Source organism: Marinobacter sp. BW6, assembly GCF_008107725.1.
Taxonomy (GTDB): Bacteria; Pseudomonadota; Gammaproteobacteria; order Pseudomonadales; family Oleiphilaceae; genus Marinobacter.
The window spans coordinates 1-404 of the sequence record NZ_VIRN01000021.1 but is presented as its reverse complement, the minus strand read 5'-3'; the positions used below and the strand labels follow the sequence as shown (position 1 = coordinate 404).

Annotated in this window: 1 protein-coding gene; it reads left to right on the top strand. The window is 62.9% G+C overall.

Annotation, left to right across the window (positions count from 1 at the left end):
• Positions 1–190 precede the first annotated feature (190 nt).
• On the top strand, positions 191–404 hold a 214-nt coding region (locus tag FMN52_RS00090), incomplete at its 3' end, for an STAS domain-containing protein (RefSeq protein ID WP_148606706.1).

The window sequence follows — 404 nt, the reverse complement described above, 5'->3', positions numbered from 1 at the left end:
GGGTCGGTCAACGCCCTGCGCCGCTGCGCCTATGCGCGGTCCGCGGAACTGCGGGGCGGGGTGATGGCCCTGGACGAACCGCCGGAGACCTGACCCTCGCGCCCGGCTTGTCGCTCTGCTTCGCAGGACAAGCCGGCAGCGCGGCAAGACAATTCATGATTAGCTGGTGTCAAAATCTTACGGGGAAACGATGGCAATTACGGAAGACATTGATCGCGACATTCCCATTCTGTCGATCGATGGCCGCCTGGACGGATCGACATCCGATGAGGTGACAGCGGTGGTTTTGAAACGGGTTCCGGACGTTCCCGCCCTGGTGCTGGACCTGCGCGACGTGACCTATGTCAGTTCCGCCGGACTGCGGGTCATGATCATGGCCGCAAAGGCCGCGCGCGCGTCAAAGA